At 59.8% G+C, this 24,170-nt stretch carries 20 protein-coding genes; 10 read left to right on the forward strand and 10 right to left on the reverse strand.

Features of this window, described 5'->3' with window-relative positions; translation table 11 throughout:
• The first annotated feature begins 49 nt into the window (after nt 1-49).
• Nucleotides 50-265, forward strand: a complete 216-nt coding sequence (gene rmf / locus ACZ9BB_RS14805; RefSeq protein WP_003223300.1) for a ribosome modulation factor — start codon at nt 50-52, stop codon at nt 263-265.
• 302 nt (nt 266-567) lie between these two features.
• Here the strand turns inward: rmf and ACZ9BB_RS14810 are convergent, their stop codons facing one another.
• Nucleotides 568-1,587 carry a quinone-dependent dihydroorotate dehydrogenase gene (locus ACZ9BB_RS14810; RefSeq protein ID WP_476214410.1) on the reverse strand — a complete coding sequence of 340 codons (1,020 nt, stop codon included), beginning with the start codon at nt 1,585-1,587 and terminating at the stop codon, nt 568-570.
• A gap of 232 nt (nt 1,588-1,819) precedes the next feature.
• Between ACZ9BB_RS14810 and ACZ9BB_RS14815 the strand changes: the two genes are divergently transcribed.
• The 8 genes from ACZ9BB_RS14815 (at nt 1,820) to cobA (ending at nt 13,373) form a co-directional block, all read left to right on the forward strand.
• Nucleotides 1,820-3,031 carry a CmpA/NrtA family ABC transporter substrate-binding protein gene (locus ACZ9BB_RS14815; RefSeq protein ID WP_476214411.1) on the forward strand — a complete coding sequence of 404 codons (1,212 nt, stop codon included), beginning with the start codon at nt 1,820-1,822 and terminating at the stop codon, nt 3,029-3,031.
• A 15-nt stretch (nt 3,032-3,046) separates the two neighbouring features.
• Nucleotides 3,047-3,622 (forward strand): ANTAR domain-containing response regulator, encoded by a 576-nt coding sequence (locus ACZ9BB_RS14820; protein ID WP_030127923.1) that lies wholly within the window; start codon nt 3,047-3,049, stop codon nt 3,620-3,622.
• A 270-nt stretch (nt 3,623-3,892) separates the two neighbouring features.
• Nucleotides 3,893-5,104 carry a nitrate/nitrite transporter gene (locus tag ACZ9BB_RS14825; RefSeq protein WP_476214412.1) on the forward strand — a complete coding sequence of 404 codons (1,212 nt, stop codon included), beginning with the start codon at nt 3,893-3,895 and terminating at the stop codon, nt 5,102-5,104.
• A gap of 7 nt (nt 5,105-5,111) precedes the next feature.
• On the forward strand, nt 5,112-6,782 hold the full coding sequence (locus ACZ9BB_RS14830; RefSeq protein ID WP_476214413.1) for a bifunctional protein-serine/threonine kinase/phosphatase: 1,671 nt from the start codon (nt 5,112-5,114) through the stop codon (nt 6,780-6,782).
• Nucleotides 6,783-7,113: 331 nt separating this feature from the next.
• Nucleotides 7,114-9,567, forward strand: a complete 2,454-nt coding sequence (gene nirB / locus ACZ9BB_RS14835; RefSeq protein WP_476214414.1) for a nitrite reductase large subunit NirB — start codon at nt 7,114-7,116, stop codon at nt 9,565-9,567.
• Complete coding sequence (gene nirD / locus ACZ9BB_RS14840; protein WP_476214415.1) at nt 9,564-9,881, forward strand: nitrite reductase small subunit NirD; 318 nt, start codon at nt 9,564-9,566, stop codon at nt 9,879-9,881. The genes nirB and nirD overlap by 4 nt, the downstream gene beginning before the upstream one ends.
• A complete protein-coding gene (locus tag ACZ9BB_RS14845; protein ID WP_476214416.1) occupies nt 9,881-12,598 on the forward strand; it encodes a nitrate reductase in 2,718 nt (905 codons plus the stop codon). Before nirD ends, ACZ9BB_RS14845 begins: the two co-directional genes overlap by 1 nt.
• A 10-nt stretch (nt 12,599-12,608) precedes the next feature.
• Nucleotides 12,609-13,373, forward strand: a complete 765-nt coding sequence (gene cobA, locus ACZ9BB_RS14850; RefSeq protein ID WP_476214417.1) for a uroporphyrinogen-III C-methyltransferase — start codon at nt 12,609-12,611, stop codon at nt 13,371-13,373.
• Nucleotides 13,374-13,456: 83 nt separating this feature from the next.
• Here the strand turns inward: cobA and ACZ9BB_RS14855 are convergent, their stop codons facing one another.
• From ACZ9BB_RS14855 to ppsA, 8 genes are all read right to left on the reverse strand, one after another.
• On the reverse strand, nt 13,457-14,488 hold the full coding sequence (locus ACZ9BB_RS14855; RefSeq protein WP_305411728.1) for an OmpA family protein: 1,032 nt from the start codon (nt 14,486-14,488) through the stop codon (nt 13,457-13,459).
• 107 nt (nt 14,489-14,595) lie between these two features.
• Nucleotides 14,596-15,186, reverse strand: coding sequence for an RNA polymerase sigma factor SigX (gene sigX / locus ACZ9BB_RS14860; RefSeq protein ID WP_017337463.1), 591 nt, complete (start codon nt 15,184-15,186; stop codon nt 14,596-14,598).
• Nucleotides 15,187-15,273: 87 nt separating this feature from the next.
• The gene (locus ACZ9BB_RS14865) at nt 15,274-16,098 is read right to left on the reverse strand and encodes a mechanosensitive ion channel family protein (RefSeq protein ID WP_007902078.1); all 825 of its coding nucleotides are present in this window, start codon (nt 16,096-16,098) and stop codon (nt 15,274-15,276) included.
• Between the two features lie 2 nt (nt 16,099-16,100).
• Entirely contained in the window at nt 16,101-16,349 is a 249-nt protein-coding gene (locus ACZ9BB_RS14870) for a CrfX protein (protein ID WP_476214418.1), read from the reverse strand.
• A 63-nt stretch (nt 16,350-16,412) separates the two neighbouring features.
• A complete protein-coding gene (locus ACZ9BB_RS14875; RefSeq protein ID WP_476214419.1) occupies nt 16,413-17,408 on the reverse strand; it encodes a zinc transporter ZntB in 996 nt (331 codons plus the stop codon).
• Between the two features lie 39 nt (nt 17,409-17,447).
• Nucleotides 17,448-17,939: a ribonuclease E activity regulator RraA gene (gene rraA / locus ACZ9BB_RS14880; protein ID WP_476214420.1), complete on the reverse strand. Its 492-nt coding sequence runs from the start codon at nt 17,937-17,939 to the stop codon at nt 17,448-17,450.
• A 192-nt stretch (nt 17,940-18,131) separates the two neighbouring features.
• Nucleotides 18,132-19,121, reverse strand: coding sequence for an alpha/beta fold hydrolase (locus tag ACZ9BB_RS14885; RefSeq protein WP_476214421.1), 990 nt, complete (start codon nt 19,119-19,121; stop codon nt 18,132-18,134).
• Between the two features lie 100 nt (nt 19,122-19,221).
• A complete protein-coding gene (ppsA, locus tag ACZ9BB_RS14890; protein ID WP_476214422.1) occupies nt 19,222-21,597 on the reverse strand; it encodes a phosphoenolpyruvate synthase in 2,376 nt (791 codons plus the stop codon).
• 174 nt (nt 21,598-21,771) lie between these two features.
• Here ppsA and ppsR point away from each other — a divergent pair, with 174 nt between their 5' ends.
• Complete coding sequence (ppsR, locus tag ACZ9BB_RS14895; protein ID WP_007940629.1) at nt 21,772-22,590, forward strand: posphoenolpyruvate synthetase regulatory kinase/phosphorylase PpsR; 819 nt, start codon at nt 21,772-21,774, stop codon at nt 22,588-22,590.
• A 63-nt stretch (nt 22,591-22,653) separates the two neighbouring features.
• Here the strand turns inward: ppsR and prpD are convergent, their stop codons facing one another.
• Entirely contained in the window at nt 22,654-24,138 is a 1,485-nt protein-coding gene (gene prpD / locus ACZ9BB_RS14900) for a 2-methylcitrate dehydratase (RefSeq protein WP_476214423.1), read from the reverse strand.
• Nucleotides 24,139-24,170: the final 32 nt, after the last annotated feature.

The raw sequence follows: 24,170 nt of genomic DNA on the forward strand, positions 1-24,170 counted from the left end.
GATTGAGGTCGACGCGATAAATACAGTCAACAAGTGAGGGAAACACCCTATGAGAAGACTTAAGCGTGATCCGTTGGAAAGAGCATTTTTGCGCGGATATCAATATGGCGTTGGTGGTAAATCCCGTGAGCTTTGCCCTTTTACTCTACCGTCGGTACGCCAAGCCTGGATCAATGGCTGGCGAGAAGGACGCGGCGACAACTGGGACGGTATGACCGGCACTGCGGGAATCCACAGACTCAACGAACTTCACGCCGTCGGCTAATACAGGGCACACACTCCGACACGACAATCTGATTACGCAACGACTTAACCACGCACGTCCTATCCGGACGGCGGGCTTCGGCCCAGGGGCTCCTTCGAGGAGCCCTTTTTTATGCCCATATATCCGTTACAAGAGCGCTTTTGTGGCGAGGGAGCTTGCTCCCGCTCGGCTGCGAAGCAGTCGTAAACCCTGCAACTGTGTTTTACCTGACACACCTGATTGAGTGGTTTTTGGGCCGCTTCGCAGCCCAGCGGGAGCAAGCTCCCTCGCCACAGTTAATCCTCATCGCCGCAGATGAATCTTCAGCGCATGGCGGCGATGGCATCCACCGATTCACGAATCAGCGCCGGCCCTTTATAGATGAAGCCAGAGTAAATCTGCACCAGGCTTGCACCCGCGGCGATCTTCTCAGCTGCGTGCCTGCCCTCGGTGATGCCGCCCACGGCGATGATCGGCAAGCGACCGGCCAATTCCGCCGCCAGCACCTTCACGGTGTGAGTGCTCTTGTCGCGAACCGGCGCGCCAGACAAACCGCCCGCCTCGTCGCCATGTTCCATGCCTTCGACACCGACGCGACTCAGGGTGGTATTAGTGGCGATCACCGCGTCCATCCCGGTTTCGATCAGCGCCTGGGCCACCTGAGCGGTTTCTTCGTCGCTCATGTCCGGTGCGATCTTGATCGCCAACGGCACATGTTTGCCGTGGCGCTGGGCCAGTTCCGCCCGGCGCGTGGCCAGGTCGGCGAGCAATTGCTTGAGCGAATCACCGAATTGCAGGCTGCGCAGGCCCGGGGTGTTCGGCGAACTGACGTTGACCGTCACATAGCTGGCGTGGGCATAGACCTTGTCGAGGCAGATCAGGTAGTCGTCGACCGCCCGTTCAACCGGCGTATCGAAGTTCTTGCCGATGTTGATACCCAGTACGCCCTTGTACTTGGCCGCCGCGACGCGAGCCAGCAGATGATCGACACCGAGGTTATTGAAGCCCATGCGGTTGATGATCGCTTCGGCTTCCGGCAAGCGGAAAATCCGTGGTTTCGGGTTGCCCGGTTGCGGACGCGGAGTGATGGTGCCGATTTCGACGAAACCGAACCCCAGTTGGGCAAAACCGTCGATCGCCGCGCCATTCTTGTCCAGACCGGCCGCCAGCCCCACCGGGTTGGGGAATTCCAGGCCCATGACGGTCACCGGCATTTTCGCCGGTGCCTTGCACAGCAAGCCGTTAAGGCCCAAACGCCCGCCCGCGCCGATCAGGTCCAGGGACAGATCGTGGGAGGTTTCCGGGGAAAGTTTGAACAACAGCTGACGGGCCAGGGTGTACATGGGCGGGCTTGACTCGGTGGCGATGAAAAGAGGCGGCGATTATAGCCGCGCATCGAGTCCACAGGCGAGGCGCGCGACAAAAACAGCCAGCGATGGCATATGCCTTGCACCACTGACAGGCATCAGCACTCGTGCCAACGACGGGATGAGTGGAAGGACAATGGCGTCGTCACCCGGCTTTGCCCACGCAGATGCCTTGGGACGACGCTTTTTTTTGGAAGGTGCGAAATCGATGAATGAACCATCAGCCGGCCCACTGGCCTGGGTCAATGGCAGCGATGCCCCGGAAAAAACCGAGATCAACCTCGGCTTCATGGCCCTGAGCGACTGCGCCTCAGTGGTGGTCGCCGCCACCCAGGGTTTCGCCCAGCCCTACGGCCTGACCCTGAACCTCAAGCGCCAGTCGTCCTGGGCCAACCTGCGGGACAAACTGGTCAGCGGCGAACTCGACGCCGCCCACAGCCTGTACGGGCTGATTTACGCCGTGCACCTGGGCATCGGCGGCATCGCTTCCACCGACATGGCCGTACTCATGGGTCTGAACCAGAACGGCCAGAGCATCAACCTCTCCCACGGCCTGCAGGCCCTGGGCGTGACCAGTCCTGAAGCACTGGATCGGCATGTGCACCAAAGTCGCCCAAAACTGACCTTCGCTCAGACTTTTCCCACGGGCACCCACGCCATGTGGCTGTATTACTGGCTGGCGAGTCAGGGCATTCATCCGCTGCAGGATGTCGACAGCGTGGTGGTGCCGCCGCCGCAAATGGTCGCGCACCTGCAAGCCGGGCGCATTGACGGTTTTTGCGTCGGCGAACCGTGGGCGGCCAGTGCGGTGCAGCAGAATCTCGGGTTTACGATGGCCACCAGCCAGACCCTCTGGCCCGATCACCCGGAAAAAGTCCTCGGCTGCACCCGCGCCTTCGTCGAGCAATACCCCAATACCGCCCGGGCATTGGTGATGGCAATCCTCGAAGCCAGTCGGTTCATCGAAGCCAGCCGCGAAAATCGCCGCAGCACCGCGCAACTGTTAAGCGCCGCTGAATACCTGGATGCTCCGCTCGATTGCATCGCACCGCGCTTGCTCGGTGATTACACCGATGGCCTGGGCAATCGCTGGCAAGACCCGCATGCAATGCGCTTCCATGGCGAGGGCGAGGTCAATCTGCCGTATCTGTCCGACGGCATGTGGTTCATGACCCAATTCCGGCGCTGGGGTTTGTTGCGTGATGACCCGGATTACCTCGGCGTGGCCCGTCAGGTCCAGCAACTAGACTTATACCGTGAGGCCGCCAGCGCTGTCGGTGTGCCCGCCCGGAGTCAGGAAATGCGCAGCAGTCAACTGATCGACGGCAAAGTCTGGGACGGCTCGGACCCGGCCGGCTATGCGCGCAGCTTCACGCTGCACGCCATGAGCGACAGTGCTCCCCTTCTCGCCAGCCGCTGACAGGAGCCTGCGAATATGTTGCGTATCCTGCTGATCAACGACACCGCGAAAAAAGTCGGTCGCCTGAAAGCGGCCCTGACCGAAGCCGGGTTCGAAGTCATCGACGAATCCGGCCTGACCATTGACCTGCCCGCACGCGTCGAAACGGTGCGTCCGGACGTAATCCTGATCGATACCGAGTCACCGAGCCGCGATGTGATGGAGCAAGTGGTGCTGGTGACCCGTGACCAACCACGGCCCATCGTGATGTTCACCGACGAGCACGACCCAGGCGTGATGCGCAGGGCGATCAAGTCCGGCGTCAGTGCCTACATCGTCGAAGGCATCCATGCCCAGCGCTTGCAGCCGATTCTCGATGTGGCCATGGCACGCTTTGAAAGCGACCAGGCCCTGCGCGCGCAACTCCACGCCCGCGACCAGCAACTGGCCGAGCGCAAGCGCATCGAGCTGGCCAAGGGGCTGCTGATGAAGATGAAGGACTGTAACGAGGAAGAGGCCTACACCCTGATGCGCCGCCAGGCCATGAGCCGCCAGCAGAAGCTGATTCAGGTGGCGGAGCAGATCATTGCTATGAGTGAGTTGCTTGGCTGATCTGATCATTGTGGCGAGGGGGCTTGCCCCCTCGCCACAAAAGCAGATTGTTGGCACAAATCTCGCTAAGTAAATCACTGCAAGGTAACCAACGGCGGTTGCCCCACCTACGACAAAGACGTCGCTCACCTCATTCGCCCCCCTGGCGGATCGGGTAGCGGCGTTTTTCCGTTTTGGCCCCAGAGAACGGGGCCGGTGGTGCGGCCTTAGCGGCGCCCCACCTGCAAGCTCATGACTCCTTCTTGATACGCCTGACAGCTGAGGTGCGCGATGAATTCAAGCTTCTGGAAATCCGGCCATACCCCGACACTGTTCGCAGCCTTCCTCTATTTCGATCTGAGCTTCATGGTCTGGTACCTGCTCGGCCCTTTGGCGGTGCAGATCGCCGCCGACCTGCACCTGACCACCCAACAACGCGGGCTGGTAGTGGCAACGCCGATTCTGGCCGGGGCCGTATTGCGTTTTGCGATGGGCATGCTGGCTGATCGCCTGTCGCCAAAAACCGCCGGGATCATCGGCCAGGTGATCGTCATCTGCGCCTTGTTCGGCGCCTGGAAAGCCGGCATCCACAGTTACGAGCAGGCACTGCTGCTGGGCCTGTTCCTCGGCATGGCTGGTGCGTCGTTCGCCGTCGCCCTGCCGTTGGCCTCGCAATGGTATCCGCCGCAGCACCAAGGCAAAGCCATGGGCATCGCCGGTGCCGGTAACTCGGGCACCGTGCTCGCCGCGCTGATTGCCCCGGTGCTGGCCGCCATGTTTGGCTGGAGCAACGTGTTCGGCTTCGCCCTGATCCCGCTGATCCTGACCCTGATCGTCTTCGCCTGGCTGGCCAAGAATGCCCCTGAGCGGCCAAAAGCCAAGTCCATGTCCGACTACTTCAAGGCTTTGGGTGACCGCGACAGCTGGTGGTTCATGTTTTTCTACAGCGTGACCTTCGGTGGCTTCATCGGTCTGGCCAGCGCCCTGCCCGGCTACTTCAACGACCAGTACGGCCTGAGCCCGGTAACTGCCGGTTACTACACCGCGGCGTGTGTGTTCGGTGGCAGCCTGATGCGTCCGCTGGGCGGCGCGCTGGCGGATCGCTTCGGCGGGATTCGCACCCTGTTGGCGATGTACACCGTGGCGGCGATCTGCATTGCGACCGTGGGTTTCAATCTGCCGAGTTCCTACGTAGCGCTGGCGCTTTTCGTGTGCACTATGCTTGGTTTGGGTGCGGGCAACGGTGCGGTGTTCCAGTTGGTGCCGCAGCGTTTTCGTCGGGAGATCGGTGTAATGACCGGGTTGATCGGCATGGCCGGCGGCATCGGTGGCTTTGCACTGGCGGCCGGCATGGGTGCGATCAAGCAAAGCACTGGCAGTTATCAACTCGCTCTGTGGTTGTTCGCCAGCCTCGGCGTACTCGCCTGGTTCGGTCTGCATGGGGTGAAACGTCGTTGGAGAACCACATGGGGTTCGGCAGCCGTCACCGCTGCCCGGGTGTGAGGGTTGAATGAGCCTGCAACTGAGTTTTGCCGAAGCCAGCGCCATCGGGCCTCGCGAAGAGAACCAGGACGCTCTGCGCCTGGTCACTCCGGCCCCGGCGCTGGCGGCGAGCAAGGGTTACCTGTTCGCCATCGCCGACGGCGTCAGCCAATGCGCCGATGGCGGTCTCGCGGCCCGTTCGACCTTGCAGGCCCTGGCGCTGGATTACTACGCCACCCCGGAAACCTGGGGCGTCGCCCAGGCACTCGATCGCCTGCTACTGGCGCAAAACCGCTGGTTGCAGGCTAACGGCGGCGGGCAACCGCTGCTGACTACCGTCAGTGCCCTGGTGATGCGCGGCAGGCGCTTTACCCTGGCGCATGTCGGCGATTGCCGGGTTTATCGCTGGCACGCTGACACGCTGCAACGGGTAAGCGAGGATCACGTCTGGGACCAGCCGGGCATGCAGCATGTGCTCAAGCGGGCGCTGGGGCTGGATCAACATCTGGTGCTGGACTTTCTCGATGGCGAACTGCGCCTGAACGAGAGTTTCGTGCTGCTCAGCGATGGCATCTGGGCAGTGCTGGGCGACACGGCCATTGCGGCGATTCTGCGGGATCAGCCTGATCTGGACAGCGCCGCGCAGACGCTGGTCAGCGCCGCGCACCTGGCCGGCAGTCAGGACAATGCCAGCGCCCTGCTGGTGCGGGTCGATGCCTTGGGTGAAACCAGCATCGGCGATGCCCTGATTCATCTGCAGCAATGGCCCCTCCCGCCTGCGCTGAAACCGGGCCAGAGTTTCGAAGGCTGGCAGGTCGAAGGGATCCTCGGCCAGAGCCAGCAATCGCTGCTCTACCGGGTGCGCGACGCACAACAACAGCCCTGGCTGCTGAAAACCTTGCCCGCTGCGCTACGTGACGATCACCAGGCCGGGCAGGCATTGTTGTCAGAGGAGTGGTTTCTCAAACGGGTGGCCGGGCGGCATTTTCCTGAAGTCCATGCCGTCAGTCAGCGTCAGCATTTGTACTACGTGATGCGTGAATATTCCGGGTCTACCTTGACCGAGCTGCATGAGCGCGTCGGATCGTTGCCACTGCCTCAATGGCTCGACCTGGCCGAGCGCCTGCTGCGAGCCATCGGCATCCTGCATCGACGGCAGATTCTGCATCGCGATATCAAACCGGAGAACCTGCTGCTGGGCGACGACGGCGAGTTGCGTCTGCTGGACTTCGGCCTCGCCTACTGTCCCGGGCTGTCCGAAGATCAAGCCTGCGCCCTGCCCGGAACACCCAGCTACATCGCGCCGGAAGCCTTTCGTGGTGACCCGCCGACCCCACAACAGGACTTGTATGCAGTCGGCGTGACCTTGTACTACCTGCTCACCGGGAATTATCCCTACGGCGAAATCGAAGCGTTCCAGCGCCCACGGTTTGGTGTGCCTGTCAGCGCCAGTCGCTACCGGCCCGACCTGCCGGAATGGATCGCACAAAGTCTGGAACGCGCGGTTGCGGCGGCTCCGGATCAGCGTTTTGAAACGGCGGAAGAATGGTTGTTACTGCTGGAGCAGGGAGAACGACGCACGTTGAGCGTGCGCCCCAGACCGTTGCTGGAGCGCGAACCGTTGAAGGTTTGGCGGACGTTGGCGCTGGTGTCGTTGCTGGTGAATCTGGTGCTGCTGTTTTTGTTGTTTCATGGCTGAGTTTTTCACTGCACCCAAAAGATCTTTTGACTTTTCTGCTTCAAAACCGGGCATAGCGCATTGAACCGGTGCACGCAAACACCCTCCTCCCACGCTGAGAGCCTATAAATTCGGCATTTGTGCGACTTGGCACAACCACTGCATTACCTTTCCCAACATACATAAAGCCCAACCTTCAACGTAGAAGGCTGCGCTGCCCGAGAGAACGGGACAAGGACAAAGGCGTCCTCGCTAGTTAACTAGCGGGACGCCTTTTTTTGTTTGCGCAAAATTTTGTCGAGCAAGGCCTGAATGCCCTGATGAGGCAGGTCCGAGCTCCCCGGAGAACCTGATGAAAAAACTAAAACTGGTGATGATCGGCAACGGCATGGCCGGGGTTCGCACCCTGGAAGAACTGCTCAAGCTGAGTAACGAGCTGTACGACATCACGGTCTTCGGCGCCGAACCCCATACCAACTACAACCGCATCCTGCTGTCGCCCGTACTGGCCGGCGAACAGACGTTCGAAGAGATCGTACTCAACGATCTGGACTGGTACCTGGAAAACAACATCAAGCTGCTGCTCAACCGTAAAGTGGTGGAGATCGACCGGGTCAAACGCCGGGTCATCGCCGAAGACGGCACCGAGGCCGAATACGACCGCCTGCTGATTGCCACCGGCTCGACCCCGTTCATCCTGCCGATCCCAGGCAATACCTTGCAGGGCGTGATCGGCTACCGCGACATTGCCGATACCCAGGCGATGATTGACACCGCCAAGACCCACAAGCACGCCGTAGTCATCGGCGGCGGCCTGCTGGGTCTGGAAGCCGCCAACGGCCTGATGCTGCGGGGCATGCACGTCACCGTGGTGCATATCGGCGAATGGCTGCTGGAGCGGCAACTGGACAAAACCAGCGGCCAACTCCTGCAAACCGCCCTGGAAGCCCGCGGCCTGCATTTTCGCCTGTGCGAACAGACCCAGGCCCTGCATGACGCCGGCAATGGCCGGGTCGGCTCGGTTGAGTTCAAGAACGGCGACATCATCCCCGCCGACCTGGTGGTAATGGCCGCCGGCATTCGCCCCAACACCGAGCTCGCGGAAAAATCCGGCATCCCTTGCAGCCGCGGGATTCTGGTCAACGACACCATGCAAACCTACGACCCTCGGGTCTACGCCATCGGCGAATGCGCCAGCCATCGTGGCATCGCCTACGGCCTGGTCGCGCCACTGTTCGAACAGGCTAAGGTCTGTGCCAACCACCTCGCCCAACTGGGCTTCGCCACCTACAAGGGTTCGGTGACGTCGACCAAATTGAAAGTCACCGGCATCGACCTGTTTTCCGCCGGCGACTTCATGGGCGGCGAAGGCACCGAGACCATCACCCTCTCCGACCCGATCGGCGGCGTCTACAAAAAACTGGTGATCAAGGATGACGTGCTGGTCGGGGCCTGTCTGTACGGCGATACGGCAGATGGCGGTTGGTATTTCCGGCAGATTCGTGAGAATCATGGCATCGGCGAGATCCGTGATCACCTGATGTTCGGCGAAAACGCTCTTGGTGACGTAGGACACCAGGGCCAGGACAAAGCCATGAGCATGGCCGACACCGCCGAAGTCTGCGGCTGCAATGGCGTGTGCAAAGGCACCATCGTCAAAGCCATTCAGGAACACGGGCTGTTCAGCGTCGATGATGTGAAGAAACACACCAAGGCCGCCAGCTCCTGCGGTTCCTGCGCGGGCCTCGTCGAACAGATACTGATCAACACCGTGGGCGGCGCGGCAGACGTCAAACCGAAAAGCGAAAAAGCCATCTGCGGTTGCAGCGACCTCAACCACGGGCAAATCCGCCAAGCCATCCGCGACCAGCACCTGCTGACCATCGCCGGCACCATGAGCTACCTGAACTGGCGCACCCCGAACGGCTGTGCCACCTGCCGCCCGGCGCTCAACTATTACCTGATTTCAACCTGGCCGGGCGAAGCCAAGGACGATCCGCAATCGCGCCTGATCAACGAACGCGCCCACGCCAACATTCAGAAAGACGGCACTTACTCTGTAGTCCCACGGATGTGGGGCGGTGTGACCAATCCTTCAGAGCTGCGGCGCATTGCCGACGTGGCCGACAAGTACAACGTGCCGATGGTCAAGGTCACCGGCGGCCAGCGCATCGACTTGCTGGGGATCAAAAAGCAGGACTTGCCGGGCGTCTGGAAAGACCTGGACATGCCGTCCGGCCACGCCTACGGCAAATCCATCCGCACCGTGAAAACCTGCGTCGGCAGTGAGTTCTGCCGCTTTGGCACCCAGAACTCCACGCAATTGGGCATCGAGCTGGAGCACGATCTGTTCAACATGTGGTCGCCGCACAAAGTCAAACTGGCCGTCTCCGGTTGCCCACGCAACTGTTCGGAAGCGGGTATCAAGGACGTCGGCATTATCGGTGTGGATTCCGGCTGGGAGATGTACATCGGTGGCAACGGCGGGATCAAAACCGAAGTCGCGGAGTTCTTCGTCAAACTGAAAACCGCCGAAGAAGTGCGCGAATACAACGGCGCTTTCCTGCAGCTGTACCGCGAAGAAGCCTTCTACCTCGAGCGCACCGTGCATTACCTGCAACGGGTCGGTATGGAACACATCAAGAAAGCCGTGCTGGAAGACCCCGAGCGGCGCAAGGCATTGAACGATCGCCTGCAATTCTCCCTGTCGTTCGAGCAAGACCCCTGGAAGGAACGCCTCGAACAGCCGCTGCTGAAAAAAGAGTTCGAGGTCATTCCCGTGAAGAACCTGGAGGTGCAGGCATGAACTGGCTGGATATCTGCGCACTGGAAGAAATCAACACGCTGGGGTCTCGAATCGTCGCGGGTCCGAAAGGCGACATCGCGATTTTTCGTACGAGCGACGATGAGGTTTTCGCCCTCGACGACCGCTGCCCGCACAAGGGAGGGCCACTGTCCCAGGGTTTGATCTACGGCAAACGGGTGGCCTGCCCGTTGCACAACTGGCAGATCGACCTTGAAACCGGCGAAGCCCAGGCCCCGGATATCGGCTGTGCCCACCATCACTCGGCACGGGTCGAAAATGGCCGCGTGCTGCTGGCCCTGCGGGAAGTAAGCTGATGAACCGTCAAATCACCGCCTCCACCTGCTGCTATTGCGGGGTCGGTTGCGGCGTGCTGATCGAGCACGACGGCGAGCGCATCCTCGGCGTCAGCGGCGATCCGGCGCACCCGGCCAACTTCGGCAAATTGTGCAGCAAAGGTTCGACCCTGCACCTGACCGGCGACTTGACCGCACGGGCGTTGTACCCGGAACTGCGCCTGGGCAAAGGCCTGGCCCGCAGCCGCACCGACTGGGACACCGCCCTCGATCATGCCGCCAGCATCTTCGCCGAGACCATCGCCGAACACGGCCCGGATAGCGTTGCGTTCTACATTTCCGGGCAATTGCTGACCGAGGATTACTACGCCTTCAACAAACTGGCGCGAGCGCTGGTGGGCACCAACAACATCGACAGCAATTCGCGGCTGTGCATGTCTTCGGCGGTGGTCGGCTACAAGCGCAGCCTCGGCGCCGACGCCCCGCCCTGCAACTACGAAGACCTGGAACTGAGCGACTGCGTGATGATCGTCGGCAGCAACATGGCCTACGCCCACCCGATCCTGTTTCGTCGCCTGGAAGAAGCCAAATCCCGCCGTCCGCAGATGAAAGTCATCGTCATCGACCCACGGCGCACCGACACTTGCGATTTGGCTGACCTGCACCTGGCGATTCTGCCCGGTACCGATGTCGCCTTGTTCCATGGGATTTTGCACCTGCTGCTGTGGGAAGACTGGATCGACCGCGATTTCATCAAGGCCCACACCGAAGGCCTGGCCGAACTGAAAAACCTGGTGCATGACTACACCCCGTCGATGGTTTCGCAGCTCTGTGGCATCAGCACCGAGCAACTGCGGCAATGTGCGGAATGGGTCGGCACCTCACCGAGTTTCCTGTCGCTGTGGTGCATGGGGCTGAACCAGTCCACTGCCGGCAGCGCGAAGAACAGCGCGCTGATCAACCTGCACCTGGCCACCGGACAAATTGGTCGGCCCGGTGCAGGACCTTTCTCGCTGACCGGTCAGCCGAATGCCATGGGCGGCCGGGAAACCGGCAGCTTGTCGAACCTGCTGCCAGGCCATCGCGAAGCGGCCAATGCCGAACACCGCGCGCAAGTGGCCGCCTATTGGGGCGTTGATCAACTGCCCGAAAACACCGGGCTAACAGCCATTGAACTGTTCGAACAGGTGCGCAGCGGCAAGATCAAAGCCCTGTGGATCGCCTGCACTAATCCTGCGCAATCAATGCCGGATCAAACCGCTGTACGCGCGGCACTGCAAGCCTGCCCGTTCGTGGTGTTGCAGGAAGCTTTTCAAACCACCGAAACCGCCGCGTTCGCCGACCTGCTGCTGCCCGCCGCCAGTTGGGGCGAAAAGGAAGGCACGGTCACCAACTCCGAACGGCGTATTTCCCACGTCCGCCGAGCCATCGGCGCTCCCGGTGAAGCACGCTCCGACTGGGCGATCACCGTGGATTTCGCACAGCGCCTGGAAAAACATCTGCGCCCTGGAGCCACCAGCCTGTTTGCCTTTGAAACCCCGGCACAGGTCTTCGACGAATACAAACAACTGACCCGTGGCCGCGACCTCGACCTGTCCGGCATCAGTCATGCGCTGATCGATCAGCTCGGCCCGCAACAATGGCCCTTCCCCGCCGGTGCCCGCGAAGGTACGGCGCGGCTGTACCTCGACGGCATTTTCCCGACTGCCAGCGGGCGCGCACAGTTCGTGACCGACCCGTATCGCGCCGCCAAGGAGCAACGTGATGCGCGCTTCCCGCTGACCCTGATCACCGGCCGCTTGCGCGATCAATGGCACGGCATGAGCCGCACCGGCACCGCCGCGCAGCTATTCGGCCATGTCAGCGAAGCCGTATTGAGCCTGCACCCGGATGAACTGCGGCGGCATCGCCTGCAATCTGGCGATCTGATCAATCTGAAAAGTCGTCGGGGCTCGGTGATCCTGCCGGTCAGCAGCGACGACAGCGTACGTCCGGGCCAGGCCTTCCTGCCGATGCACTGGGGCGATCGCTTTCTCAAGGGTGGTGTGAATACCCTCACCCTGCCTGCCTTCGATCCGTTGTCGAAACAACCGGAACTCAAACACAGCGGTGTGCGACTCGAACCTGTGCAATTGCCCTGGCAGCTTTTCGCCCTGATAGAGGGCGATGTTCAACAGCACCTGGAAACGCTGCGACCACTCTGCGAGGCGTTTTCCTACGCCAGCCTCAGCCTGGCCGGCCGTGAGCGCCCTGCGCTGCTGATACGCGCCGCCAGCGCCACCGCGCCAGAGCCGCAGCTGTTGCGTGATATCGATCAATGCCTGGGGCTCAACGACGGCCCGGTATTGGCCTACGACGATCCCCGGCGTTCGATCGGCAAACGGGTGCGCATCGAAAACGGCCGGATTACCGCGATTCGCCTGGCCGGTGAAACCCTGGCCCAGCACTGGCTGCAAAGCCTGTGGCTCGAAGGTCGCGCCGACGAACAGCTACGTCGTTGGCTGCTGGCCCCCTTGAGTGCGCCACCAGGCAACGCTGGTGCCCCGGCATCCGGCACCAAAACACTGTGCAACTGCATGAACGTCAGCCAGAACGCAGTCTGTGCCGGCATCAGCCGTGGCCTGGACTTACAAGGTTTGAAACAAGAATTGGGCTGCGGCACGCAATGCGGCTCCTGCGTCCCGGAAATCAAGCGTTTGCTGGCCGCCACTGCGCAGCCAGTCGCCGTCATCTCGTGAGGAAAACACTATGAGCTCAAAAGTCTGGCTGGTGGGTGCAGGTCCTGGCGATCCGGAATTGCTGACCCTCAAGGCGGTTCGCGCATTGCGCGAAGCGGACGTGGTGTTGATCGACGATCTGGTCAATGCCGCAGTGCTGGAGCATTGCCCGAGCGCACGAATTATTCCTGTAGGTAAGCGCGGCGGTTGCCGCTCTACGCCCCAAGCCTTCATTCATCGCCTGATGCTTCGTTATACCCGCCACGGCAAATGCGTGGTGCGACTCAAGGGCGGTGATCCGTGCATCTTCGGGCGCGGCGGTGAAGAAGCGCAGTGGCTACGTGAGCGCGGGGTCGAGGTTGAACTGGTCAATGGCATCACCGCTGGCCTTGCCGGCGCGACCCAATGCGATATTCCGCTGACGCTGCGGGGCGTCGCCCGTGGCGTGACACTGGTCACGGCGCACACTCAGGATGACAGCAGCCTGAACTGGCAAGCCTTGGCTCAAGGAGGCACTACGCTGGTGATCTACATGGGCGTGGCGAAGCTCAGTGAAATTCGCGAGCAACTGCTGGCCGGCGGAATGGCAGCCGATACGCCTGTGGCGATGATTGAAAATGCTTCGCTGCCGCACCAACGGGAATGTCGCAGCGATCTGACAGCGATGGAGAAAGATGCCTGCGCCTTTGAATTGAAAAGCCCAGCCATTTTGGTGATTGGAACCGTGGCAGCCTGTGCAACGTCATCTCTGTGGGAGCGTGGCTTGCCCGCGATGACGGCCGATCAATCAGCCTGAACCTATCTGCCAACCCCTCATCACCAAATCGCAGACAAAGAAAAGCCCGGCCTAAGCCGGGCTTTTCCAGAGCTGCGAGCTAATTACTTAGCTTGAGCTTCAACCTTCGCTTCTACGCGACGGTTTACAGCACGGCCAGCTTCAGTGGCGTTGTCAGCAACTGGGCGGGATTCGCCGTAGCCAACAGACTGAACGCGGGACGACTGAACACCGTACTGGTTGGTCAGAACTTGCTTAACGGCGTTTGCACGACGCTCGGACAGTTTCTGGTTGTAAGCGTCAGGACCGACGGAGTCAGTGTGACCTTCAACAACAGTAGTGGTGGATGGGTACTGCTTCATGAAGTCAGCCAGGTTTTTGATGTCGCCGTAGCTGTTAGGCTTGACTACCGACTTGTTGAAGTCGAATTTCACGTCCAGCTCAACACGAACAACTTCAGCAACTGCCGGGCAGCCATCAGCGTCAACAGTTACGTTGGCTGGGGTGTCAGGGCACTTGTCAACGTTGTCGCAAACGCCATCGTTGTCGCTGTCGGAGCAAACTTCAGCTGGTGCTGGAACTGGAGCAGCAGCAGGCTTGGAGCCGCCACCGAAGTTCACACCGATACCGACGCTTGGAGCCCACTCGGTGTCGCCCTGGTCGATATTGTACTGAGCTTCAACGCCAGCACGGGCGTAGAAGTTTTCAGTGAAGTACAGCTTGGCACCGCCGCCAACGTTGGCGAAGGTGGAGCGGTTACGACCCGAACCGTTCTGGCCAATGCTCTGGTCCGAGAAACCGGCAGAAACGTATGGACGGATCATGTCGCCTGGGTTGTTGAAGTGGTACAGAGCGTCCAGAGCGGTATCAGCGCCCTTTACGTTGCGACCATCATCTGCACGTACGTTGTGCACTTCGTCGTAGGCCAGACGCAGTTCTACGTCGTCGGTCAGGAAGTAACCAACCGAACCGCCGAACAGGTTGCCGTTGTTCTTGAAGTTACGATCGCTATCGTACTGTTCTTTCTTGGCGAAGCCTTCGATTTCAACTGCGCCTTGGCCTTGTGCCAGCGCGCCGAACGAAGTAGCGGCAATAAGAGAACCAATGGCCAAGCCCAAGGTGTTTTTCAGTTTCATCCGTTAAATCCCCATCTGGTGATTGTGAAGCAGTCCCGCAAACCGGGGGACAACTCGGCGGCAAGTCTATCAGAACTTGCCTACACGTAAGAGAAATTTGCGCCGAACTAAGTTTCAGCAATGCCTGCAAATTTCTCACGCAATTTGTCTAGAGCGCGTTTGTAACGCATTTTTGTCGCACTCAAGCCCATGTGCATTATGTCTGCGATCTCCTGGAATTCCAGCTCTGCGACAAATCGTAGCACCAGAATTTCACGGTCAATCGGGTTCACATACACCAGCCAGCGATCAAGTCCACCCTTTTCCTCGGGTTTCGGCGCCTTTTCTTCAGACGCCTCCTCGAGGGGGTCCAGACTCAAAGCGTCCATCAAGCGACGCTTTCGCCGTTCCTTCCGATACTGCGTGATGCACTCGTTGTACGTGATGCTGTAGAGCCAGGTCTTGAACTTCGATTTGCCCTCAAAGTTCTTCAAGCCATACAGCACCTTCAACATCACTTCCTGACAGACATCATCTGCATCACGATCGTTCCCAAGATACCGTGCACAAACGTTAAATAATGTTCGCTGGTAACGCCGCATCAGTTCTTCATAGGCGCGCGTTACGTGAAACAGCTCGGTATGCGAGCGCGCGACCAACTCCTCATCAGAGAGCTCGCGGGGGTCGTAGCGCGTGGAGAGCGATTGAGCTTTATTCAAAACAAGTCGGGCCGACAGTCAGGTCAATGTCCGCCGCAGCCCTTTCAGGGCATTTTGCGGCGGCATACATTAGCAGGATTTGCCGGGTTAGCGGCTACTCACATGCTGCTCCAGGAGAATCCGATTCGAAAGAGAGACTAGCTCACCCTCGTCGGTCAGCACGGTGGTTTTAACCGTGCCGATCTCTTCGATCTGACCTTCGACCTCACCAACACGCACTTGTTGCCCAACCTGATACAACTCTCGCACATAGATTCCCGCAAGAATCTGACCGGCAATTTCCCGGCTTCCCAACCCCATGGCCAGCGCAACCGCCAGACCAACGGTAATCAAAACGATCACGATCACATGGTTGAGCAGGTCAGTCTTGACCTCCAACTGGCTGATCGCTACCGAAATACTGATGATGATCACCAGGCCCTGAGCGATCCGCCCCAGGCCTGCGGCGTAATCAAGCCCTACGCCTTCTGCCGCACCACGCACCAGCCCATTGGCCAGTTGCGCCAGCAACACACCCACCAGCAGCACCAGCGCAGCACCAAATACTTTCGGCAGATACAACGCCAGCATGTCCAGCGTAGCCGATACTCGCTCAAGGCCTAGAGATTCTGCTGCCGACACCAGAAAAATCAGCAGAACGAACCAATAGACGATCTTGCCGATCAGCGTCGAAATAGGCACCTGCAAACCGGCGCGGGACAGCAATTTGGTCAGACCGGTACCGCCCATCAGGCGATCGAGGCCCAGTTTGGCGAGCAATTTGGACAGCAACGTGTCCAAAAGTTTCGCCACGACAAAACCCAGCAGCAGCACAACCAGTGCGCCGAACAGGTTCGGAATGAAGTTCGCAACCTTGGTCCATAACGCGGTCATTGCAGTGACGAGGCTCTGGGTCCAGAGATCAAGTTCCATATTCAATCAGCCTTATCAGCAGTGCGAGCGGTAGGTTTACGCAGACGGGAAACCGGCGAGACATGAGCCGATCCGTTATTCAGGGCGATCATCAGCGCGGGCAGCCAACGGCCCAGCAGGCTGAACAGATCGCCGGCACCGACCTGGCGGTTGGCGGTTTTCAGCACGCGCCCCAGGCAGGCATCGTCGTCACGGTTGGACGGCGAAGCTTTGAGCATGTCACGCAAAGACTGTTCAAACGGATCGTGCATACGCACCTCTCGTGATATCTGTGAAAGACGCGGTCAGCTTTGGTCGGGTCACATGGCTCATCATCAGACCCAGCGCAAACGTCGGAATAACCACCACTGCCCCAGTGCCACCAAGACCATCAACAGGCAGGCGATCAGGAAGCCGTAGGGGCTGACAGAGAACGGAATACCGCCGACATTGATGCCCAAAAGACCGGTCAGAAAACTCATCGGCAAAAAGATCCCGGTGATGATCCCGAAGCGGTACATCGTGCGGTTCATGCGCACGCTCAAACGCCGGTCTTCGGCCTCCAGGACCAGCCCCACGCGCTCCCGGGTCAATTCCAGCTCCTCGAGATAACGGGTCAGGCTGTTGTTCAATTCGTTCCAGTAATCGCCATCGTCTTCGCAGAACCACGGCAGTCTTATCCGCGTCAGCTGACCGAAAATATCCCGCTGCGGCGCCAGAAAACGCTTCAGCGCGGCCGCCCTGCGACGAATCTGCAAAACGGCCCCATGCTCGGGTGTATACCGTTCGTCGGCATCCAGTTTTTCTTCTTCCTCATCGACGATTTCCGAGAGGCAGCTGACCAGATCCTGCACCTTGTGGGTAAGGTATTGCGCCATATAGAGGATCAGTTCGGAAGCGGTTCTCGGCCCTTTGCCTTCGGCCAGTTGCGCCAGCAACTCATCGGTGGCGCGCAATGGCCGCAGACGCAGGGAAATCACTCGTTGGGCCGAACCGAAGATCCGCACCGAGACCATGTCTTCCGGCTCTGCGCCGGGGTTCAGGTTGATCCCGCGCAAAAACAGCAACAGTTCGGAGTCCGGCAGCGGCAGAAGACGAGGCCGGGTGTTCTCTTCCAGCAACAAGTCGCAACTAAATTCACTCAGACCGCTGGATTTGCGCAGCCAGGTCTGGGTTTGCGGGTGACTGCGATCCCAGTGCAGCCACAGGCTTTCATGAGCCAGCAGCTGCAAGTCATCGAGTTCAGTCCGGGCTATCGAACGCGCACCGCCTTTACCGTCCAGCACCAGGGCATGCACCAGCCCCCACTGCGCGTTTTCTTCCTCGAACATCCTCACCCCATTTTTGTCACGAAAGTTCGCACCGACGCTTTATTCAGGCATCTTCAGCGGGCTTGGCGAAATGATCACGCCGTTGTTATCCGCATAAACATAGTGACCCGGGTGGAAGGTCACACCCGCGAAGGTCACGGCAATATTGAGTTCACCAACACCGCGCCGGTCGGTTTTCATTGGGTGACTGGCCAGGGCCTGAACCCCCAGATCGGTTTGCGCGATGACGTCGACGTCGCGAATGCAACCGTAGATCACCAGCCCTTCCCAACCGTTACTGGCGGCTTTCTCGGCCAGCAGGTCGCCCAACAGCGCGCGGCGCAGGGAACCGCCACCGTCGACCACCAGCACCTTGCCGTTGCCTTTGAGCTCGACCTGCGCCTTGACCAGCGAGTTATCTTCGAAACATTTGACGGTCACGATTTCGCCGCCGAAAGAATCACGGCCGCCGAAATTGCTGAACATCGGTTCCAGCACCTGCACCAGCTCCGGGTAGGCGTCGCACAGGTCAGGCGTGATGTAATGGTTCATCGAAAAACTCCTGTAGAAAGGAAGACAATCGAGTATGCAGCATACTCGGGCCAGGGCTGGAGGGCTGCAAACGTTCCGGCCGCACGAACATAACGAGCAAATCAGTCACCCAAAGTGACCAGAACCGCTTAATGCGTCATATCTTAGCCGCAAGCCGATCAGAGCGAAATGCCCCCTGTTAGAGCATCGGGCTCAAATCGCTGCGGCCAAATCCGGCTTTTCACCCAGCAAAGGCGTCTGTTGATCCGCCAGCCAGCGCGCTACCAACGGCCAGACTTCAGTCTGTGCAGCCTTGCTGACAAGCATTTCCACGTGACCGAAATTGTCGCCAAAGCCCTGCTCGCGACCCAGGGTGATGAATTGTTTGTGTTCGGAGCCGACTTGATCGAACAGCTTGCGACAGGCCCAAGTCGGATCCTGATGATCTCCCGCGGCGCTCACGGCCAGTACTGGCAGCTGAACATCGGCCAATCCCGCCCACCAGTCTTTGTCGGCATCGCCAAAACGGCCGAACAGCCCGTACCAGCGCATGCTTTCCAGGGCCAGGCCAATCGGCTCGTCCTCCGGGCCGCGCTTGAGCCGTGAACCCGACAGTTGGGCAAAACGCTTGAGAATGAAGCGCCCGCTCCACTCCACCGGCGGAAACTTCAACGGCCAGTAAGTGCGACTGACCTGGGTGCCGAAAAATGCCGCAGAAGCCACAGCGGGCTCGCCCAGGTACTGCCCACCCAATGCCGCGGCCAGGGTAATGCCGCCCAGCGAATGGCCGAGCCAGTGTGGGGCCTGGCCGCTTTGTTCGCGCACGAACGCGCCAATGGCCGGTAAGTCATAACGCGCATAGTCGGCGACGCTGTTCTGGCGATAATTCTGGTTGCGCTGTGACAGGCCATGACCGCGCATTTCCGGAATCCACACATCGAATCCCAAACGCGTCAGATAGGCCCCCAGCCCCAAACCTTTGGGCGAGAACCAGAACCGTCGATTGGAAAAGCTGCCGTGCAACAAAATAACCGGCACGCCACGCACCGCCGGCTCATCGGCCAGACCCAAGCGCGTCACAGCCAGTTCGACGGTGCCGTCGGGGCTGTTGCCGGGTTTCAATCGATAGACGTCTTCGCTCAGATCACCACGCCGCTCGGCGCTGATCAGGGCGACAGGAAACAGGTTGCTGCTGCTTTGCATAATGCTCTTGCACAAAAAAGGGCGGCATCCAGAGGATGCCCGCCCTACTTGACTCTTAAAGCCTCGACTCACCGCAGCGGGCCGAAGCTTCATTCACGGATCAGGCCGAAGCCTGACCTTCAGCCAGGAAGAACCAGGTTTCCAGTACGGAATCGGGGTTCAGCGAAACGCTTTCAATGCCCTGCTCCATCAGCCACTTGGCCAGGTCCGGGTGGTCCGAAGGGCCCTGACCGCAAATGCCGATGTACTTGCCGGCCTTGTTGCACGCGGCAATGGCGTTGGCCAGCAGCTTCTTGACCGCCGGATTACGCTCGTCGAACAAGTGCGCGATGATCCCGGAGTCACGGTCCAGGCCCAGGGTGAGCTGGGTCAGGTCGTTGGAGCCGATGGAGAAGCCGTCGAAGAACTCGAGGAATTCTTCAGCCAGGATCGCGTTGGATGGCAACTCGCACATCATGATCACGCGCAGACCGTTGTCGCCACGGGCCAGACCGTTTTCGGCCAGCAGATCGACCACCTGGCTCGCTTCGCCCAAGGTACGGACGAACGGCACCATGATTTCAACGTTGGTCAGGCCCATCTCGTTGCGCACGCGCTTGAGGGCGCGGCATTCGAGTTCGAAGCAGTCACGGAACGATTCGCTGATGTAACGCGATGCGCCACGGAAGCCCAGCATCGGGTTTTCTTCTTCCGGCTCGTAGAGCTTGCCGCCGATCAGGTTCGCATATTCGTTGGACTTGAAGTCCGACAGACGCACGATGACCTTTTTCGGCCAGAACGCAGCCGCCAGGGTGCTGATGCCTTCGACCAGTTTCTCGACATAGAAGCCGACTGGATCGTCGTAACCGGCGATGCGCTTGTCGACGCTGTCCTTGATCTCCGATGGCAAGCCGTCGTAGTTCAACAGTGCCTTGGGGTGCACGCCGATCATGCGGTTGATGATGAATTCCAGACGGGCCAGGCCCACACCGGCGTTCGGCAGTTGCGCGAAGTCGAAGGCGCGGTCCGGGTTGCCGACGTTCATCATGATCTTGAACGGCAGATCAGGCATGGCGTCCACGGAGTTCTTCTTGATGTCGAAGCCCAGCTCGCCTTCGAAGATGTAACCGGTGTCGCCTTCAGCACAGGAAACGGTCACGCCCTGGCCGTCTTTCAACAGCTGGGTGGCGTTGCCGCAACCGACCACGGCCGGGATGCCCAGCTCCCGGGCGATGATCGCCGCGTGGCAGGTACGGCCGCCACGGTTGGTGACGATGGCGCTGGCGCGCTTCATCACCGGTTCCCAGTCCGGGTCGGTCATGTCGGACACCAGAACGTCGCCCGGCTGGACTTTGTCCATCTCGGACACGTCCTTGATGATCCGCACCTTGCCGGCGCCGATGCGCTGGCCGATGGCGCGACCTTCCACCAGCACAGTGCCGGTTTCTTTCAACAGGTAACGTTCCATGACGTTGGCCTGGGTGCGGCTCTTCACGGTTTCCGGACGGGCCTGCACGATGTAGAGCTTGCCGTCGTCGCCGTCTTTGGCCCATTCGATGTCCATCGGGCACTTGTAGTGCTTCTCGATGATCATCGCCTGCTTGGCCAGCTCGCTGACTTCGGCATCGCTGAGGCAGAAACGGGCACGGTCGGCCTTGTCCACGTCGATGGTCTTGACCGATTTACCGGCCTTGGCTTCGTCGCCGTAGATCATCTTGATGGCTTTGCTGCCCAGGTTGCGACGCAGGATGGCCGGACGACCGGCTTCCAGCGTGCCCTTGTGGACATAGAATTCATCCGGGTTCACCGCGCCTTGGACGACGGTTTCACCCAGGCCGTAGGCGCCGGTGATGAACACCACGTCACGGAAGCCCGATTCGGTATCGAGGGTGAACATCACGCCGGCGGTGCCGGTTTCGGAGCGGACCATGCGCTGTACACCAGCCGACAGAGCTACCAGCTTGTGGTCGAAGCCCTGGTGGACGCGGTAGGAAATCGCACGGTCGTTGAACAGCGAGGCGAACACCTCTTTAGCGGCGCGAATGACGTTTTCGACACCACGGATGTTCAGGAAGGTTTCCTGCTGGCCGGCGAAGGAAGCGTCCGGCAAGTCTTCGGCGGTAGCGGAAGAACGCACGGCCACGGCCATGTCAGGGTTACCGGCCGACAGCGTGGCGAACGCAGTGCGGATCTCGGTGTTGAGTTTCTCGGGGAACTCGGCTTCCATGATCCATTGACGGATCTGGGCGCCGGTCTTGGCCAAGGCGTTTACATCATCGACATCCAGCGCGTCGAGGGCGGCGTGGATCTGGTCGTTCAGACCGCTCAGTTCCAGGAAATCACGATAAGCCTGAGCTGTCGTGGCAAATCCACCTGGCACCGATACACCGGCACCTGCAAGGTTACTGATCATCTCGCCCAGGGATGCGTTCTTGCCCCCCACATGCTCTACATCATGGACGCCGAGCTTATCGAGGGAAACTACGTACTCTACCAAGGTGATCTCTCCACTAACTGTGTTGGAAAAGCTCAGAAGCCGGCGACTCGGGGGAGCATTTGCCGGCTGTATGGCCTGGACCTGGAAAATAAGTGAGAATGCGGGCCATTGGCGGCCGACAAATCGCGCCTACTATATCCAAGAATCGTCACTAGCTTAAGGCCCAAGGTGCAAATGAAACGATCTGCTTTCTTTATCTCCGATGGCACGGGCATTACAGCCGAAACCCTCGGCCAAAGCCTGCTGGCGCAATTCGAAAACATTACCTTCAGCAAAATCATACGGCCGTATATCGACGACGTAGATAAAGCGCGGGCCATGGTACAACAAATCAACAAAGCCGCCGAAAACGATGGTTTTCGTCCGATTATTTTCGACACCATTGTCAATCAGGACATTCGTGAGATTCTCGCAACGTCGAATGGTTTCATGATCGACATTTTCTCGACCTTCCTGGCGCCCCTTGAACAGGAGCTGACCGAGCATTCTTCCTATACCGTCGGCAAATCCCACTCCATCGGCCACAACTCCAATTACATGGAGCGTATCGAGGCGGTGAACTTCGCCCTCGACAACGACGACGGCGCCCGCACCCACTATTACGACAAAGCTGACCTGATACTAGTGGGTGTGTCGCGCTGTGGTAAAACCCCGACGTGTTTGTACATGGCCATGCAATTCGGTATCCGCGCGGCCAATTACCCGCTGACCGAAGACGACATGGAGCGCCTGCAACTGCCGACCGCCCTGCGCGCCCATCAGCACAAGCTGTTCGGCCTGACCATCGACCCGGACCGCCTCACCGCGATCCGCAACGAACGCAAGCCCAACAGCCGCTACTCGAGCTACGCGCAATGCGAGTTCGAAGTGCGCGAGGTGGAAAATCTGTTTCGCCGCGAGAACATCCCGCACATCAATTCCACGCATTTTTCCGTCGAAGAGATTTCGGCGAAGATTTTGGTGGAGAAAGGTGTGGAGCGGCGGTTCAAGTAGATTTTCGGCGACAAGTACACCGCCATCGCGGGCTTGCCCGCGATTGAACGATAACTCGGCCCCCTAGATCACAAACAAATCCACAAACCGGTTCACCGGCGTCGCCTCAAGCGCTGCCTGGTCCTTGCACAGTGCAAAAATCTCGGCGCTGCGCTGGGCGGGGAAGCGCGTCGCCAGGTTGGCCTTGAACTTGTCTTCCAGCAATGGAATGCCATCGACGCGGCGACGACGATGGCCGATCGGGTACTCCACCACTACGTTTTCGGTACTCGAACCGTCCTTGAAAAACACCTGCACGGCATTGGCGATGGAGCGTTTGTCGGCTTCCAGGTATTCGCGGGTATAGCGCGGCTCTTCAACGATGACCATTTTGTCGCGCAGCACGTCGATGATCGGATGCGCGACGTGAAAGTGGTCCTCGTACTGCTCGGCCACCAGATCGCCGAACACCAGGGGAACGGCGGTCATGTACTGGAGACAGTGATCGCGGTCGGCGGCGTTGGCCAGCGGGCCGACCTTGGAGATGATGCGGATCGCTGATTGATGAGTGGTGATAACGATTTTATCGATCTCATGCAGGCGATTCCTGACCAGCGGGTGCAGGATGACGGCGGCCTCGCAGGCGGTTTGCGCGTGGAACTCGGCGGGAAAGCTGATCTTGAACAGCACATTTTCCATCACGTAGCTGCCGAACGGCCGGGCGAAGCTGAAGGCCCGTTTATCTTCAGGCTTGAGCGCCAGGTCGTTGTTGGTGTGGCTGAACAGCACGTCATAGAAGCCCCACTGTTTGGCGCTCAGCACACCAGGGATGCCCATCTCGCCACGCATTGCGATGTCCGCCAGACGCACGCCACGGCTGGACGCATCCCCTGCCGCCCAGGATTTGCGTGACCCGGCGTTCGGTGCATGCCGGTAAGTGCGCAGCGCCTGGCCGTCGGCAAAGGCGTGGGACAACGCCGACAACAGTTGCTCGCGGTTGGCGCCCATGAGCCTGGCGCTGACGGCGGTAGAGGCGACTTTCACCAGAATCACATGATCGAGGCCGACGCGGTTGAACGAGTTTTCGAGCGCGATCACGCCCTGAATCTCATGGGCCATGATCATCGCTTCAAGCACCGCGCGAATGGTCAGCGGTGCTTCGCCATTGGCCAGGCGTTTTTGCGACAGGTGGTCGGCCACCGCGAGAATACCGCCGAGGTTATCGGACGGATGACCCCATTCGGCGGCGAGCCAGGTGTCGTTGTAATCGAGCCAGCGGACGATGCAACCGATGTCCCAGGCGGCCTTGACCGGATCGAGACGATAGCTGGTGCCGGGCACACGGGCGCCGAAAGGAACGACAGTGCCTTCGACGATGGGTCCCAGGTGTTTGGTGCATTCGGGAAAACGCAGGGCCAACAGACCGCAGCCGAGGGTGTCCATCAGGCAGTTGCGGGCAGTATCAAGGGCTTCTTCAGACTCGACTTTGTAATTCAGGACGTAATCGGCGATGTCCTGCAGGACCGTGTCGTAGTCGGGGCGGATGTTCAGGTCGACGTTGGCGCTCATGTTCGATTCACTCGGTCAGTGGTTCGTTGATG

The sequence above is a fragment of the Pseudomonas sp. TE3552 genome (assembly GCF_056278945.1).